Source organism: Pediococcus pentosaceus, assembly GCF_001437285.1.
In the GTDB taxonomy this organism is placed as follows: Bacteria; Bacillota; Bacilli; order Lactobacillales; family Lactobacillaceae; genus Pediococcus; species Pediococcus pentosaceus.
The window spans coordinates 42,260-59,089 of sequence record NZ_JQBF01000008.1 but is presented as its reverse complement, the minus strand read 5'-3'; the positions used below and the strand labels follow the sequence as shown (position 1 = coordinate 59,089).

Genomic DNA, 16,830 nt, shown 5'->3' with positions numbered 1-16,830 from the left:
TTTTGACAACTATTTAACTATATCATCGAGAGCAATTATTGTCAACAACTTTTTAAAAGTTTTTTTAAACAATTTCTTGTTCTCAACGACCGAGGCGTTAACCTCGCTTGACCAGTTTACCAAACTTCGTTATATCTTGTCAAGAACTTTTTTCATTTCTTTTTTATCAAGATTTGAAGTTTAACCAGTCGTACGTGCCCTTCAGAAGAGCACTTAAATATATTATCAAGATAACGGGGATTGGTCAACCCTTTTTTGAAAAAAAAAATAAAAACGAGTGAAATCACTCGTTTTTAACTACTTTTACGCGGTTTACTTTATGTGGTTTAACTACAGTTGCTACCATCCCAGCGAACATTCCGAAGTAATAGGTTAGGATTCTCCAGATCATCATAGCTAAGACTAACTTACTATTATTACCAACAAACTGAGCGAAGATGACACTAAAGCCGTATTCGGCTCCCCCCGCTCCCCCTGGAATTGGAAATAAAGAGATAACCATGAAGATTAGCACATGTAAACAAGTAACCATTACGATATTAACATCGCTTTTTCCTAAAGCTAATAGGATAAAATACGGGATTAGATAGTAGAAAAGCAGTTGTAAGAAAGTCACCAGGGCTACTTTAGCTAGTAATCTCCACTGTGATTTCATCCTGACACTCTCTTGATAAAAGGAGTCGACCTTCTCATTTAACGTAACCTTCCAAGTTGTGTAACGTTCCTTACTGACAAAATGCTTAATTGGTATAAAAATAGCCGATATCAGCCGCTTAGTGAAGTTATGCCAATACATAATCATCAACAAGCCAATAATCACCGCTAAATGGATTAAAAAGCCAAATAAGACAAACCAAGATAAGAAACGGATTTTCTCTTCAAGGTACTGAAAGCCGATCAATAAACTAAAAATGAAGTTGATGACGACCATAGACTGGAATACCACAAACTTCATTAGTAGTACCGAGCTCGCTCGACCTCCTTCAATCCCATTTTGCATTAAAGCCACCAATTGAGCGGGTTGTCCCCCTGATGAAAAGGGTGTGATCCCGTTAAACAGCTGTTCAATTAGTGGAATTCGGATAGCATCCCTCCATGATAAACGATCCCCGTTACTTTGAATCAACATTTTGGTAGCTACTGCTTCTAACCCGAGGTATAACACAATGCATCCTAAAGCTACAAGTAGCCACCACATATTCAAGTGGACAACATCCCGTGCCATCTGATTCAAATTAACGTTTCGTAATGAAAAGCCAAAAATTATAATACCAGCTAGAATCATCACCGCAAGGACTACTTTATTCCTCCTTGACATAGATAAACTCCCCCTATTTGGTCAAAGATGAATAAAAGTCTAACCATATATCAGCTAGATGGTCTTCAGAGTATTCTTCCGAAGCTTCGTCTGATAGCTGCTTAAACTTATTCAGCCTTTCTTTATCTTCTGATACTAATTTGAGTTGAGTATTCATATCCTCATAATCTTGAGTAGGTATATAGTACCCCTTAATAATGGAATGATACAACTCTAAGTCCCTCAACATGACTGGAACACCACAGCTAAAGGCTTCTAAAACCGACATTGGAAATAACTCGTTGTATGAAGGTAATAGAAATAGGTCGGCCGCATTATAGTATTCTACCAACGCATTACGATCTACAATCCCCGTAAATTTTAAATTACGAGGTGGATTATCAACCACCTGCTTCAAATCGGCATATCCATCGGTTAATCGACCAAATGAAAAACCTCCTGCCCAGATAAAATACTTATCAGGGTTATTCTCCGCAAGTTTGATAAAATCTTTAACCCCTTTACGTTCTTGGACTTGTCCGATGCCTAGCACGGTAAAACGGTTATTAACCTCCAAACGTTCCCGTACCGCATCCCGATTTGCCTCTGTAAAACGGTAAAATTCATTCTTACGGACAAAATTGGGAATATAAGTAATAATATCCCGACTAATCCCATAAGCAACTAATTTATCAATAAATGTGGGGTTCACCACTACAATATGATCCATTCGCTTATAAAACGAGATAATGTATTTATAAAAAATAGAACGGAAAGGTTGTGGAATATTTAAACTTCCCTCAATCGTTTCCGGTAAAAAGTGCACATAACCGACCTTAATTCCCCTTTTTTTAGAAAAGGTTGATAAATAGAAATTAGGGTCGATGGTGTGATAGTGACTAATATCAGCCTTAGTAAATTTATTGATTGAAACATCGATTTGCTTTGGAAAATGGGTCTTCAACAAACGAATGAGTTCTTCATACGCACTGCCGACACCTTGCCCCTTTACCTTACTAGCTGATGAAAACATGTTGACCTTAATTGGCATACCTTAACCCCTAACATTAAACAAAATTATTCTGATTTTAACCCCGATTCTATTCAGAATCTTCGTCTAACTCTAAATCTGTATGTGTACTAATTGCACTACTATAGTAATCAACAACTTGCTTACCAAAATAATCCGCTGAAATCTCATAGAGTTTCTTTTCACGTGGTGCTGGATCATTATAAGCATCTGGATGTTCAATGTAGTCCTTGATTGCAGCTACTAATTGATCTTCAGTATTAAACACTTTTCCTAAAGAAATATCATCTAGTAGTTCATCTGTATAAGGACCTGACTTAGCAACCACCTTTAAGTTCGATGCTAAAGCCTCAATATATGTAAGACCTTGTGATTCAGTATCTGAAGCTGAAACAAATAAATCAGCTAGTTGATAAAAACCATAGACGTGATCATTGTTGATTTCTCCGGTAAATTGGACACTATCTTCTAAATGTAAGTCATGCACTTGGTTTTCCAGACTGGTGCGCGCTGGCCCATCCCCTACAATTAGCAGTTGTGCATTGGGTACCTCTTTTAAGATGGCTGGAAAACTATCAATCACTTCTTGAATATTCTTCTCGTAGGCTAAACGACTTAGTGAAAGAAGAATAGGACTACTTTCGTCGGAACCCAATTTTTCTCGCCACTGCTTACGCTTGTTTGGTTTTTGATACTGTTCTAGGTTGACCCCCGTTGGGATTACTCGAATCGGAACGTTAATGCCATATCCTTCAATCGTATCTAAAACTCGTTCACTAGGAGCAACAATTCCGTCGATATGATAACAAAAGGCCCGCGTCATCTGTTTAACATGATATGGCTTGAGCAATTTACCATTAGCAACGTAGTGCAAGTAGTCTTCGTACATGGTGTGATATGTATGAATAAGTGGTATTTTCAAAGACTTAGCCACAAACTTTCCCATCCAGCCTAGTGAAAACTCAGTTTGCGTGTGAACAATGTCCAAGTTTAACTCTTTGGCCAGCTGAGCAGCCCGAATAAATCCACTAACTGCAATCCTCCGATCTGTAAAAGATACGAACGGAACACTCGTAAACCTAAAGATGTTCCGTTCGTATACATTGGTATCGACCTTAGGATCTGTAGTAGTGAAGATATACACTTGATGACCTTGCTTTTCAAGCTGGTCTCGTAGTGTTTTTATCGATGTAGCTACTCCGCTTACCTGCGGAAAGTAGGTGTCGGTAAATAATCCAATATTCACAGCAAATCTCCCTTTCCATACTAAATAACTATGTGTTGGTGTTAATTATATTGGTTTAAAATGTGATATGCAAACCTCGCCCGTCAACCTTAGACAAATTGTAATACTAATCGATTGAATTCAGTGGGATCCTCTGCCATCGGAATGTGCCCCACATTTTTCATTACATTAACCGTGATATTAGCATTTAAGGCAGATAGTTCAGCGGTCTTGGTGCTATCAAAGAAGGGGCTTTTTTCCCCCATTATAAACAACACTGGTTTCGTCGCCTGTTCTAAGACAAAGCGCCAATCCTTTTTCGCATGCCCCTTAACCAAAGCTCGGTTCCGAGGTTGAGAAAATGGATAGGCCGAATCAATGGCCTTAGAATTTTTGAAGACAAAATCATCAATGTGTTTATAGGCTGGACGGACAATCGGTTCGTTCATTACTTCATCAAAATTATCCTCCGCTAAATTTTTAAATCCGAGGTGCCACTGTTGGTCATTTAACATCTTAGGTGACTGATCCACAAAGATGGCCTTACTCAAGAAATCCCAGCCTCGAAGGTTAATAATATTCCACAATACTGCTGCTCCCATCGAGTTACCAATTCCGATGGGTTCTTTTAATTGTAAATAATCTACTAATTGTAGAACTTCATCCGCTAAATCTCCGATTTGAAGTTCACCATCTACTCGATCAGATTGACCATGATTTAGATAATCTAATCGAATCACTCGATAGCCTCTTTGCAAAAAGAAGTTCACTTGTCCCGACCAAATTTCAGTATTGCCTCCAAAGCCCGTTAAAAACAGAATAGGTGTACCTTGTCCTTCATCTTCAAAAAAGATTTGGGCTCCCGACTTTAATTTTAATTTCATTGATTTTCCTCCTAGAGAATAAAAAAGAACCGCGACACTAAGGTCAGCGGTTCTAAAATAGTTTGCTTTAGATTAAATGTTGTCAACAGTTTCTTGAACTAACTTGATTACATCTTCGTTAGTTTCAGCTTCTGTAACAGCCTTTTCAGCTAACTTCTTCATATCGTCAGTTGTTAACTTCTTCATCAATGAACGGGTCTTCAAGATTGAAGTTGCACTCATTGAGAATTCGTCTAAACCAAGTCCCATTAAAATTGGAACAGCGATTTGATCGCCGGCCATTTCACCACACATACCAGTCCACTTGCCTTCAGCATGTGAAGCATCAATAGTTTGCTTGATTAAGCGAAGCAATGATGGGTTATATGGTTGATACAAGTATGAAACCTTTTCGTTACCACGATCAGCAGCGAATGAGTATTGAATCAAATCGTTTGTTCCAATACTAAAGAAGTCTACATACTTAGCCAACTTATCAGCAATCATAGCAGCAGCTGGGATTTCCATCATCATACCGACTTGGATTTCACCAACTTCTTGTCCAGCATCGACCATCTTTTGACGTTCGTCATCATAGATAGCACGGGCCTTCTTAAATTCGGCTACTGTAGCAATCATTGGGAACATAATTGCTAGCTTACCGAATGCCGAAGCACGGAGCAAAGCACGAAGTTGTGTACGGAATAAATCTGTACGATCCAAACTAATTCGGATTGCACGATAACCCAAGAATGGGTTCATTTCTTCTGGAAGTGGTAAGTAAGGAAGTTCCTTGTCTCCACCGATATCCATTGTACGAACAACAACTTGCTTGCCGTTCATGCCTTCAACAACCTTCTTATAAGCTTCGAATTGTTCATCTTCTGATGGTAATTCGGAAGCATTCATGTATAAGAATTCAGAACGGAACAAACCAACGGCTTCACCACCATTGTCAAGAACACCTTGTAAATCATCCGGTGTACCGATGTTAGCAGCTAAGTCAAAATGAACGCCGTCTTTTGAAACGGTCTTTTCATTCTTAAGTTTTTCCCATTCAGCTTTTTGAGCCTTAAATTCTTCACCCTTTTGTTGATAAGCTTTGATTTCGTCATCAGTAGGTGCAATAATTGCATCCCCAGTAAGTCCATCAACAATCATCATTTCGCCTTGTTTTACGCTAGTAGTAGCCTTTTCAGAACCAACAACTGCTGGAATTTCAAGGGTACGAGACATGATTGCAGAATGTGATGTACGACCACCAATATCTGTAATAAAGCCTTTAACGTAACGACGATCCAATTGAGCTGTATCACTTGGAGTCAAGTCGTGCGCAACAATAACGACTTCTGAATCAATCAAAGCGGGGTTAGGAAGTTCCACACCCAACAAGTGACTCATCAAACGTTTAGTAACGTCACGAATATCTGCGGCACGTTCTTGCATATAAGCATTATCAGTCATTGCTTCAAACATTGAAATAAAGTTATCCGTAACTTCTTTAGTAGCTTCTTCTGCATTAATTGTGTCGTTTTTAATTTTGTCTTCAATATTACCAATCAATTCTGGATCAGAAAGAATGGTTAAATGAGCTTCGAAAACTTCTGCCTCTTCAGCACCAAGGTTTTCTGCAGCCTTAGCTTTGATGAGTGAAAGTTCTTCTTTAGACTTTTCCAAAGCATCATGAAGGCGTTTGATTTCTGCATCAACGTCAGTAATGTTTTTCTTTTCAAAAGAAAGATCTGGATCCACCATCAAATATGCTTTAGCAATGGCAATCCCATCACTGGCCGCAATACCTTTTAATGTGCCAGCCATTAGTCAGATAGTCCTTCCTTTTTCATTGTATCTTCAAGTGCTGCGATTGCGTCTGCTTCGTCATCACCATCAGCTGAGATAGTAACGTCTGCGCCTTGGCCAACACCAAGTGACATAACACCCATGATTGACTTCAAGTTAACTGATTTGTCTTTGTAAGTTAATTGAATGTCTGAGTTGAATTTGCTAGCTGATTGTACCAACAATGTTGCTGGACGTGCATGAATACCTGTTTCTGCAATTACATGAAAGTCGCGTTTTTCCATAATAAAATATCTCCTTTTGATTACACATATATTTTTGACCCAAATAAGTAGTGAACGTACACTAATTATTTATAAGCCTTTGATAAGAATAATATCAATTTATTAGTTGCAAAGCAAGCCCTTACATAAAACTTAAATAAATCCGTTATTTATCTTTGATACGTTCAAAGTGATAAACAACAATCCCGCCACGGTCTGCTTTTCCAATTACTTGCTTTCTTTCAGGAAATTCCATAAAACGTGGCTGGAAATCTTGGAACTCCTCTGCAGTAATCTTTAGCTCTTTGATTGAACCATCCTTCAAATCATTCAAAAGCTGTAAATAATCTCGCATGTTGTCACCTCACTTCGGTCTATTTATTCTATACCATTAAGTACTTTGTTATCAACAATAATATTACCTAATTATCCATCTTTTTTTCAAATCAAACTACTTGCACTCTGAAATAGAGTGTGTATAATTTAGGTATGGTCAATATTGGTCAAACATCATTTGACTAATTATCGTTTCACATTTTTGAAAGAAGGGAGACAGCAGATGCTTTGTCAAAACTGTCAAAAGAACGAAGCAAGCATTCACCTCTATACGAACGTGAATGGTCAACGTACAGAAGTTAATCTGTGTCAGAATTGCTATCAACTTTTAAAAAATCAACGAAATAATAACATTAATAGAAACGGAGGTGCTCGTATGGCACAAGATCCATTTGGATTTGGAAACTTAGATGACATCTTCCGTGCGATGCAAGGCGGCAATATGGGACAACCCGAAAACCTCTATGGACAACAAGTTCCCCCTACTCAACCAGGTGGTGGAAATGGTTCAGGTGGTAATCCTAACAACCGTGGCAACGGCGGATCACTTTTAAGTCAGTATGGCTTGAACCTAACTGATTTAGCTAAACAAGGTAAGATTGATCCCGTGATTGGTCGTGACAGCGAAATTGAACGGGTCATTGAAATTCTAAACCGTCGTACTAAAAATAACCCAGTTTTAATTGGTGAAGCTGGGGTTGGTAAAACTGCTGTCGTAGAAGGATTGGCTCAGCGGATTGTGGAAGGTTCTGTTCCTCAAAAGCTAGTTAATAAACAAATCGTGCGTTTGGACGTAGTTTCTCTAGTTCAAGGTACTGGAATTCGTGGTCAATTCGAACAACGTATGCAACAACTAATGAAAGAAGTTCAAGCTAACAAAGACATGGTCGTCTTCATCGATGAAATCCATGAAATTGTTGGCGCTGGTAATGCTGAAGGCGGCATGGATGCTGGTAACGTTCTTAAACCAGCCCTTGCCCGAGGCGACTTCCAATTAGTCGGTGCTACAACGCTTAAAGAATTCCGGGACATTGAAAAGGATGCGGCCCTTGCCCGTCGTTTACAACCAGTACAAGTCGATGAACCTAGTGAAGAAGAAGCTATTAAGATTCTAAAAGGAATTCAAAAGAAATACGAAGATTATCATCATGTTCACTACACGGATGATGCAATCGAAGCAGCCGTAAAATTATCAAAACGCTACATTCAAGATCGCTTCCTTCCTGATAAGGCCATCGACCTCCTTGATGAAGCTGGTTCTAAGAAGAATCTAACGATTAACATCGCTGATCCAGAAACCATTCAAAAGAAGATTGATGAAGCGGAAGCTCAAAAGAAAGCTGCCCTTCAATCAGAAGATTACGAAAAAGCAGCTTACTACCGTGATCAAGTTTCTAAGCTTGAAAAGAACAAAGATGGTGCAACAAGTAGCGAAGAACAACCAACGGTCACTGAAGAAGATATGGAAAAGATTATCGAAACTAAGACTGACATTCCAGTTGGTGACTTGCAAAAGCAGGAACAAGAACAACTTCAAAATCTTTCAGAAAACTTGAAAGATCACGTCATTGGACAAAATGAAGCTGTCGATAAGATTTCTCGGGCCATTCGTCGTAACCGGATTGGTTTAAACGGAACTGGTCGTCCGATTGGTTCCTTCCTCTTCGTCGGTCCTACCGGAGTTGGTAAGACTGAGTTAGCTAAGCAACTTGCGCAACAATTGTTTGGTTCTAAGGATTCTATGATTCGCTTTGATATGAGTGAGTACATGGAGCCTCATTCAATATCAAAATTAATCGGTTCGCCTCCAGGGTACGTTGGTTACGAAGAAGCGGGTCAATTAACTGAACAAGTTCGTCGTCATCCATACAGCTTAGTTCTCCTAGATGAAGTGGAAAAAGCTCACCCAGATGTCATGCATATGTTCTTGCAAATCTTGGATGATGGTCGTCTAACTGATTCACAAGGTCGGACAGTAAGCTTCAAAGATACCATCATTATTATGACTTCTAATGCCGGAACTGGTGACGTACAAGCTGATGTTGGTTTTGGAGCAGCTGCTCAAGGTAAGACCCACTCCGTCCTTGACAAACTGGGAAATTACTTCAAGCCTGAATTCTTGAACCGTTTTGACGACATTGTTGAGTTCCAAGCCTTAACTAAGGAAAACTTAATGCAAATTGTCGACTTAATGATTGCAGACGTTAATAGCATGTTGGCAACCCAAGGACTACACGTTGATGTAACCAAACCAGTTGAAGAACGCTTAGTTGATTTAGGCTACAATCCTAAGATGGGTGCTCGCCCATTGCGTCGGGTAATTCAAGAACAAATTGAAGATCGCATCGCGGACTTTTATCTTGACCATCCAGCAGAAAAGCAACTAAACGCTAAGATTAAAGATGATCAAATTGAAATTACTGGTGCTCCTAAAAAAGATTAAATAATAAAAAGAGGTTAGGTAAACCAATTATGGTTTACCTAACCTCTTCTTTTTTTATCCGCGATAACCAATTGCCATACCAATAATTAGAATTACTAGTACGATTGTAGTAATGACCACGTACAAACGGTCGCCTTCTTTAGCAAAGGCATAAATTGAAACAATTACTCGTAGAACGGGTGTCAAAATTAATAAGAAAATTCCAAACATCAAAACCGCATAAGGTTTAAAAGCTAACACCCCATGAAAGATAGGCGTAATCCGAGTCGGTAAAGCCCCCGAATATCCAGAACCATTCTTAAATAACCATAGACCAATTCCTAATAGAATCACTAGCGCTGAAATATATACTCCCACTTGAAGGACACGCCCAATGACTAATTCCACGTGTTGCATCTCTTGTTTTTTAGCATTCATTAGATGTTCACCCCAAATCCTTTAAGAATCATTTGCAATCCCATATATAAAAGAACGGGAATAAAAATCATTCGAATCCAACGGGGTTGTAGATGTTGCATAATTCGACTTCCCAATTGAGCTCCAAATAAAATTCCAATCGCTAATGGTCCTGCGATATCAGCATGAATGGAACCGTTAAAGAAATAGACCATGGCACTGGCAGCAGCGGTGACTCCCATCATCAAATTACTGGTAGCACTAGAAGGCTTAAGTGGCATCTTCATAATGTTATCCATTGCCATAACTTTGAAAGCTCCACTACCAATTCCTAATAATCCACTGGCTAATCCGGCCCCAAACATTACGGCTGAACCACCGGGAACATTTTCTACTTGGTAATCAACATTTTTCTTAAGAGCTTTATCATAGTAGCTACCATTTAAGTTGAGTTGATTTGCTAAACGATCATTTTTAGTACTACCTTCTTCACCACCGCCGCGACGCAACTTGCGGTACATATTCCAAGAAGAAAATACCAAGAATGAACCAAAAAGCACAAAAAGGACGGTCGAGTTAAATATTCCGGTCATAATTGCCCCAACAATCGCCCCGACGGTCGTCGCAATTTCTAAAAACATCGCTACTCGTAAATTAAGCATCTCATCTTTTAAATACGCAATGGTTGCCCCCGAACTCGTTGCAATCACCGCGATGATACTAGCCCCAATCGCATACTTAATATCTAATCCCATTGCCACCGTTAAAACTGGAGTAATAATCATTCCTCCCCCAATTCCCAGGATGGCTCCAAAAATTCCGGCCATTAGTCCCACTAATAGTAGAATTATCAAATGACTTGCCATAAAATCGCTTCCTCTCTTAATAAAAAAACTGAGAAGCACCCCTAAAGGTCTCTTCTCAGTCTTTAAGTTACTTACTACTTTCAGATGATGAACTAGAGCTACTACTTGAATCACTGCTTGAAGACTTCGAAGCTGAGCTATCTGAAGAACTACTGCTTGAACTAGATGATTTATCAGCATTGCTTTCTAGTTCAGGAGCATCCGTTTCATAATCATCCAACGTTGATTTGCCGTGGTTTTGTTCAATCAAACTCGTCTTAGAACTTTGAGCTTTATTTAGTTGTTCGAGCGCCGACTTCATATTGTAACTGTAGTCTGACTTATTAACCTTCTTAAACCAATCCAACTTGGCAAAGCGCAAGAGATCACCATTAATAATCTTATCTGAATATTCGAGTTCTTTATTAACGTAATCTTGGATCTTTTTCACTTCTTGTTTTTGAGCAGGTGTTTCGTCTGTGACTTGTTCACCAGTGGCCGTCAAGTAGAGGTCGCCCCCGTACTTGGTATACTTCTTCGAAACAAAGTCCCCATTTCGGAACGCCACAATCTGGTTGTATTGTTTTGAATTAATATCATGTCCAAATTGGTAAGCGCCTGGCGTCTTGATGCCGAGTAAATTCAATAAGGTTGGCATCACATCAATTTCACCACTGTAGTTGTGGTTAACACCACCCTTTAGACCAGGTGAATGAATCATGAAAGGAACCTTTTGGAACATGGCAAGATCATAGTTGGTTACACCCTTCAAACCTAAGATCTTGGCAATGGCCGGCTTATGGTTGTTAGAAATCCCATAATGGTCACCATACATCATGATGGTGCTCTTATTGTACAAACCAGTTTTCTTCAAGTAATTTAGTAATTCCCCAATTGATTGATCTAAGTAATGCGCAGTTTGCACATACGGATCAACGGTTGAATCACCGGTATCCCATTTGTCGATAGAAACGTTCTTCTTTTCGATTCCGTATGGATAGTGGTTCGAGACCGTAATCAATTTAGCATAGAACGGTTGTGGTAATTGTTCCAAGTACTTAGCCGATTGTTGTAAGAAGAGCTTATCCTTCATCCCGTATCCACTAACGTAGCCCTTCTTCAATGTGTAATATTGCTTACTGAAGAAGTACTGGTAACCAAATGACTTATAAGCGTTGTCTCGGTTCCAGAAACTAGCTACATCCCCATGGAAAGCGGCCGTCGAATACCCATTTTGTTGCATTAAAGCGGGCATCGATTGGAAAGTATTGGTGGTCCCGTCAGTTACCATCGCCGAACCTTCTGCCAAACCAAATAAGGAATTTTCCAGCATCATTTCGGCATCCGCCGTCTTACCTTGACCAACTTGATTGAAGAAGTTGTCGTAGGCTAAAGTATTTTTATCCTTGTAGAACTTATTAATGTTCGGCGTAATTTCTTCGCCTTTCCATTTTTTGTTAATTACAAATTGTTGAAGACTTTCCAAATGGATGATAATGACATTTTTGCCCTTAGCCACCCCTTTGTATTCAACATTAGCAGGAACATTATTTTCTTTGATGAACTTCTTAATCGGATCTAATTGTGAACCCTTAGCTTCCTTTTTCTTATTGCTGTTTTCAAATGACTTAACCCCATCATACAAAGTGAAACTTTGTAGTCCTAGGTACTTAACAATGTAGTTATTATCAAAGGTCCGCGTCAATAATCCTGAACGGTTGGAATAAGCTAAAGCCAAGTTAGCTGCTAAAACCCCAATCGATAGGACCGTCACCGCAAAGGAGTTCATTAACTTGAACTTGCTTTGGTCTATCTTAACGAATCCAAACGCTAAAATAGCAATAACGAAAATTACATCAATAAAAACTAGGAAATCAGTAGTTCGTAGAATTCCCATCAGACTCTTTCCTAAATTATCGGAGGCTGACCCAGAACCCTTAATTAAATTAAAGGTAATGAAATCTGAAAACTCGCGATAATAAAGGATGTTGGCAAATAGCCAAGTCGATAAGATGGTATCCATAATAATCATGTACCAGTAGGCCCACTTACCACGGATATACAATCCAATCCCGAACAAAAGTATGGCAAAACCCAGCGGGCTGATGGCGAGAATCAATTCTTGCATGCCACCCTGAACACCCAACGTGAATTTTGTTTGATATGCTATGTACGATTTAATCCAAAATAAACCTGTAATTAGCATGAAGAAGCCAAATTTAGTATTTAGCCCCTGTCGAAATTTACCCCATAAACGATTCATGCTATCGTTCCTCCACGTGATATTTCTTGATACAACTTAACCATTATATATTAAAAACTAAAAAATTAACCCCATTTGAGGTGTTAATTTAGAAAGATTTAGTTTTTAGAGTTTGGCCGTTAGTTTAACATCTGGGTATTTACCAGCAAACCAACGTTCTGCAAATTGGTTTTCAAATAAGAACAATGGTTGTCCATAACGGTCTTTAACCAATAAGTTACGTGAAGACGACATTTTTTCATCGAGTTGTTCTGGGTCAATCCAGCGCGCAGTCTTTTTACCCATAGGTTGCATAACTACTTCGGAATTGTATTCATTTTGCATCCGGAATTGGAAAACTTCAAATTGAAGTTGACCTACGGCACCGAGAATATAATCTCCAGTAGTGTAGTTAGTATAAAGCTGGACAGCTCCTTCTTGAACCAATTGCTTGATTCCCTTATGGAAGGACTTTTGCTTCATCACGTTTTTAGCGGAAACTTGCATAAATAGTTCCGGTGTAAATTGTGGTAATTTTTCAAATTGAATGGCATGTTTGCCAGCGTAAATAGTATCCCCAATTTGGAAGTTACCCGTATCATAAAGTCCGATGATATCTCCCGCAACCGCTGTTTCCACGTTTTCACGTGTGTCTGCCATGAATTGAGTGGAATTAGAAAGGCGTAAAGTTTTACCCGTCCGGTTCAAAGTGACGTCCATCCCACGATCAAATTCTCCAGAGCAAATGCGCAAAAAGGCAATCCGGTCACGGTGATTAGGATTCATATTAGCTTGAATCTTGAAAACAAATCCTGAAAATTCTTCTTCAGTTGGTTCGATTTCTTCACCGGCTTCATCTTTATGTGAAGTTGGTGCAGGAGCATATTGGAGGTAAGCATCCAAGAAAGTCTTAACCCCAAAGTTAGTCAAAGCCGAACCAAAGAAGACGGGAGTCAATTCCCCAGTAGCAATCTTGGCTTCATCAAATTGATTGCCAGCTTCTTTCATTAAAGAAACTTCCATCATGGCGTCTTGGAAAACACTTTCCTCTTCGATCGGATTGCTTTCTTTGAGTTCGCCGTCAGCATTAAGTTCCAAAAATTCTGGTTCATCAGTATGTAGTTCAATGCGGTTGTTGTAAATATCGTACAATCCGGCTAGTCCCTTACCCATTCCAATTGGCCAATTCATCGGATAAGCTTCTACGCCTAAGACTTCTTCCAATTCATTAACCAAGTCTAGGGGTTCGCGTCCATCCCGATCCAACTTGTTCATGAAAGTGAAAATTGGAATACCGCGCATTTTACAAATTTGGAAAAGCTTTTTAGTTTGGGGCTCAATCCCTTTGGCGGAGTCAATTACCATGACAGCTGAATCCACGGCCATCAAGGTTCGATAAGTATCTTCTGAGAAATCCTCATGTCCAGGAGTATCCAAGATGTTAATTCGTTTACCAGCGTAATCAAATTGCATAACCGAACTAGTAACCGAAATTCCACGTTTCTTTTCAATTTCCATCCAGTCCGACTTAGCATAATTGCCAGATTTACGGGCTTTAACCGTTCCGGCTTCGCGCACAACGCCCCCGAAGAGCAATAGTTGTTCTGTAATCGTCGTCTTACCAGCATCCGGATGGGAAATAATGGCAAACGTCCGGCGTTTTTCCACCGCATTTTTTAAATCTTGTTGATTCATAGTAGTTCCTTTCTCTCTAAAAAATAAGATTGGAATCGTCTAGACATCCCAATCTTAGTTTGTAGTCCTAATCTTTTTTGTAATCGCCTAGTCCAAGATCTTTTTTGATCTTAGTAGTTGAGATACCAGCCGTACGTGGCAAGTAGACGACCTTGCAATAATCTTTTAGGAAATCAAATTGACCTTCCCAGTCGTCACCCATCACAAAGATATCAATGTCATGGTCCTTAACATCGCTAATCTTTTGATCCCAATCACGTTCTGGAATAACTTCATCAACATACTTGATCGCTTCCAAAATGTACTTACGATCTTCGAAAGACGTATAAGCTTTTTTGCCCTTAATGGCGTTGAATTCATCAGTTGAAACACAAACGGTTAAATGATCTCCTAGTGCCTTAGCACGCTTGAGAAGACGGATATGACCTTTGTGTAGTAAATCAAAGGTTCCGTAAGTAATTACTTTTGTCAAGATTTATTCTCCTTGAATTATATTATTCAACTCTGTAGATATTACCATACTATCATTATATCTACCAATTTATTATTATTTTTGAGGCTTAATTTTTTCTTCAATGGTTTCTTGATCTAACTTCCAGATGTGATGAATGAAGTTAATCAAAACTTTAACTATCGCATATGCTGGCACCGCTAAAATCATTCCGAGAATGCCAGAAATCTTTCCAGCCACCAACAATAAAATAATAATGGTCAACGGGTGAATTTGAAGTGACTTACCAATCACATTAGGATAGATAAAGTTTCCGTCCACCTGTTGAACAATCAATACCACAATAATCACTGAAACAACTTGGCCCGGTGATTGAGCAATTGCCACTAGTAAAGATGGGAAAATTCCGAAATATGGACCCACATAAGGGATGATATTGCAGATTCCCGCAATCACTCCGAGGAGTAAGCCGTAAGGTTGTTGGATAATCATATAACCGATAACCGTGAACGTCCCAACAAACAAACATTCAATGACTTGTCCTGAAATGTACGAAGATAAAGTATCACTCATAGTATTAAATAAATCCACCACATTCTTACGATTCCGGTGTGGAACCACTTGGGCAACTGTGGGGATCAATTTGTAACCATCTTTTAGCATATAGAACAAGATGATTGGCACAGTAATCACCACCACTGTGGCATTAGTTAAGGTGGAAATCAGATTACCGATATGCAGGGCCGTCCCTGCTAAAAAGCCTTCCGCATACTTACCAATCTCACTATTGATATTTTTGATAAAGGGCGCAAAGTCAATCTTCTTCAACCACGAATGTTCTAACAACTGTGGGACGGTCTTTTGCAACCTTTTGACAATGTAAGGCAAGTTCCCCAGCATTTGGGAAACCTGATCAATTAAGTTCGGTAAGAAAGAACTAATTCCCCATACAATCAACGTGATAAATAGGACAAACACAATCACGATTGCTAAGGTGCGGGGAATCTTAAATTTCTTGTAACGGACCTTAGTTAACAACTTTACCAAGGGATTAAGCATATAATACAAAAAGGTGGCTAAAATGATTGGCATAAATACAGTACTAATGAACGTCCCAATCGGGGTAAACAGGAAATCAATCTTCGTGCACACCCAGATTAAAGTCGCCACGATTAGTAGCTCCAAAGACCAATACATCAATGGCGTTTTTCTAAATTTTTCAAACATAACGTACTCCTCGCATGATATCGTCATTCTAATTTTAGTATTTTTTACACAAAAAGGAAGTGTTATGCACACCTCCTTTTTTTATCGAGTATTTCGCTCCGCTATATTTAGATAACGTTTGTACCAAATATTAATAAACTCGACCGAAAATGGCCCACGTTTTTCATCAATCCAACCCGTTAATTCGCGAACGCTATCCAATAAAATTTTGATTGTATCCTGAGGATAGCGCCATTTTTTACTGAATTGTTCAAATTCGTCCATATCAAGTAGGCGCCGTTCGCCATTTGGAAAAACCTTTACGTCCAAATCATAATCGACATATTTTAAGGCTTCGCGATCCAACACAAACGGCGACGCAATATTACAATAATACGAAACCCCACTGTCTCGAATCATCGCCACCACATTGAACCACGTATGTTTATTAAAATACACTAGCGCAGGCTCCCTGGTCACCCAACGACGACCATCATCTTCAATGACCACCGTATGGTCATTACATCCAATAAACTCATCTTCGTTGTTTTTCAGGACCATGGTCTCACGCCAAGTCCGATGCAAACTCCCATCATGCTTATAGCTTTTTATCGCAATATACTCGCCCTCTTTTGGTCTTTCTGAGTACTGAGACATAGCCTAAGCCCACTTTCTACAGCTGAAAGCTTTGAATTTCTCTTCAATTATAACAAAACCAGCCTTAGATTTGCACCATGC

At 39.2% G+C, this 16,830-nt stretch carries 15 protein-coding genes; 1 reads left to right on the top strand and 14 read right to left on the bottom strand.

The window, feature by feature from the left end; translation table 11 throughout:
* Window positions 1-283: 283 nt before the first annotated feature.
* The 7 genes from IV86_RS07765 to IV86_RS07735 form a co-directional block, all read right to left on the bottom strand.
* Entirely contained in the window at window positions 284-1,318 is a 1,035-nt protein-coding gene (locus IV86_RS07765; protein ID WP_002833897.1) for a lysylphosphatidylglycerol synthase transmembrane domain-containing protein, read from the bottom strand.
* Between the two features lie 13 nt (window positions 1,319-1,331).
* Entirely contained in the window at window positions 1,332-2,348 is a 1,017-nt protein-coding gene (locus tag IV86_RS07760; protein WP_002833898.1) for a glycosyltransferase family 4 protein, read from the bottom strand.
* Between the two features lie 49 nt (window positions 2,349-2,397).
* Window positions 2,398-3,573 (bottom strand): glycosyltransferase family 4 protein, encoded by a 1,176-nt coding sequence (locus tag IV86_RS07755; RefSeq protein WP_056979518.1) that lies wholly within the window; start codon window positions 3,571-3,573, stop codon window positions 2,398-2,400.
* 89 nt (window positions 3,574-3,662) lie between these two features.
* Complete coding sequence (locus IV86_RS07750) at window positions 3,663-4,436, bottom strand: alpha/beta fold hydrolase (protein WP_002833900.1); 774 nt, start codon at window positions 4,434-4,436, stop codon at window positions 3,663-3,665.
* Between the two features lie 72 nt (window positions 4,437-4,508).
* Window positions 4,509-6,233 (bottom strand): phosphoenolpyruvate--protein phosphotransferase, encoded by a 1,725-nt coding sequence (ptsP, locus tag IV86_RS07745; RefSeq protein WP_002833901.1) that lies wholly within the window; start codon window positions 6,231-6,233, stop codon window positions 4,509-4,511.
* Window positions 6,233-6,499 carry a phosphocarrier protein HPr gene (locus tag IV86_RS07740; RefSeq protein ID WP_002833902.1) on the bottom strand — a complete coding sequence of 89 codons (267 nt, stop codon included), beginning with the start codon at window positions 6,497-6,499 and terminating at the stop codon, window positions 6,233-6,235. Before IV86_RS07740 ends, ptsP begins: the two co-directional genes overlap by 1 nt.
* A 145-nt stretch (window positions 6,500-6,644) precedes the next feature.
* A complete protein-coding gene (locus IV86_RS07735) occupies window positions 6,645-6,833 on the bottom strand; it encodes a hypothetical protein (protein ID WP_002833903.1) in 189 nt (62 codons plus the stop codon).
* Between the two features lie 204 nt (window positions 6,834-7,037).
* Between IV86_RS07735 and IV86_RS07730 the strand changes: the two genes are divergently transcribed.
* Window positions 7,038-9,257, top strand: a complete 2,220-nt coding sequence (locus IV86_RS07730; protein ID WP_041526957.1) for an ATP-dependent Clp protease ATP-binding subunit — start codon at window positions 7,038-7,040, stop codon at window positions 9,255-9,257.
* Window positions 9,258-9,311: 54 nt separating this feature from the next.
* Here the strand turns inward: IV86_RS07730 and IV86_RS07725 are convergent, their stop codons facing one another.
* The 7 genes from IV86_RS07725 to IV86_RS07695 all read right to left on the bottom strand — a co-directional run bounded on the left by IV86_RS07725 (window position 9,312) and on the right by IV86_RS07695 (window position 16,749).
* A complete protein-coding gene (locus IV86_RS07725) occupies window positions 9,312-9,674 on the bottom strand; it encodes a DUF1634 domain-containing protein (RefSeq protein ID WP_002833905.1) in 363 nt (120 codons plus the stop codon).
* Window positions 9,674-10,519 (bottom strand): sulfite exporter TauE/SafE family protein, encoded by an 846-nt coding sequence (locus IV86_RS07720; RefSeq protein WP_002833906.1) that lies wholly within the window; start codon window positions 10,517-10,519, stop codon window positions 9,674-9,676. The genes IV86_RS07725 and IV86_RS07720 overlap by 1 nt, the downstream gene beginning before the upstream one ends.
* Window positions 10,520-10,586: 67 nt before the next feature.
* Window positions 10,587-12,761, bottom strand: a complete 2,175-nt coding sequence (locus IV86_RS07715; protein WP_002833907.1) for an LTA synthase family protein — start codon at window positions 12,759-12,761, stop codon at window positions 10,587-10,589.
* Window positions 12,762-12,866: 105 nt separating this feature from the next.
* The gene (locus IV86_RS07710) at window positions 12,867-14,435 is read right to left on the bottom strand and encodes a peptide chain release factor 3 (RefSeq protein WP_002833908.1); all 1,569 of its coding nucleotides are present in this window, start codon (window positions 14,433-14,435) and stop codon (window positions 12,867-12,869) included.
* Window positions 14,436-14,502: 67 nt separating this feature from the next.
* Complete coding sequence (gene tagD / locus IV86_RS07705) at window positions 14,503-14,907, bottom strand: glycerol-3-phosphate cytidylyltransferase (RefSeq protein WP_002833910.1); 405 nt, start codon at window positions 14,905-14,907, stop codon at window positions 14,503-14,505.
* 75 nt (window positions 14,908-14,982) lie between these two features.
* Complete coding sequence (locus IV86_RS07700) at window positions 14,983-16,113, bottom strand: AI-2E family transporter (RefSeq protein WP_002833911.1); 1,131 nt, start codon at window positions 16,111-16,113, stop codon at window positions 14,983-14,985.
* 81 nt (window positions 16,114-16,194) lie between these two features.
* Window positions 16,195-16,749 (bottom strand): DUF402 domain-containing protein, encoded by a 555-nt coding sequence (locus IV86_RS07695; protein WP_002833912.1) that lies wholly within the window; start codon window positions 16,747-16,749, stop codon window positions 16,195-16,197.
* Window positions 16,750-16,830 lie beyond the last annotated feature (81 nt).